2 tRNA genes and 1 rRNA gene are annotated in these 256 nt (G+C 55.1%); all 3 read right to left on the reverse strand.

Annotation, left to right across the window (positions count from 1 at the left end):
- Position 1: 1 nt before the first annotated feature.
- A tRNA-Glu gene (locus CD172_RS11950) sits at positions 2 to 73 on the reverse strand.
- 1 nt (position 74) lies between these two features.
- Positions 75 to 149 (reverse strand) — tRNA-Asn (locus CD172_RS11955).
- Positions 150 to 159: 10 nt separating this feature from the next.
- Positions 160 to 256: ribosomal RNA gene (gene rrf / locus CD172_RS11960) — 5S ribosomal RNA — on the reverse strand; the annotation flags it as partial.

Below are 256 nucleotides of genomic sequence, written 5' to 3' on the forward strand. Positions count from 1 at the left end.
ATGACCCCTACGGGACTCGAACCCGTGTTACCGCCGTGAAAGGGCGGTGTCTTAACCGCTTGACCAAGGGGCCATGGCTCCACAGGTAGGACTCGAACCTACGACCGATCGGTTAACAGCCGATAGCTCTACCACTGAGCTACTGTGGATTAATCTTATGCTTGGCAACGTCCTACTCTCGCGGAACGTAAGTCCGACTACCATCGGCGCTAAAGAGCTTAACTTCTGTGTTCGGCATGGGAACAGGTGTGGCCTC

Source organism: Staphylococcus agnetis, from assembly GCF_002901865.1.
GTDB classification, from domain to species: domain Bacteria; phylum Bacillota; class Bacilli; order Staphylococcales; family Staphylococcaceae; genus Staphylococcus; species Staphylococcus agnetis.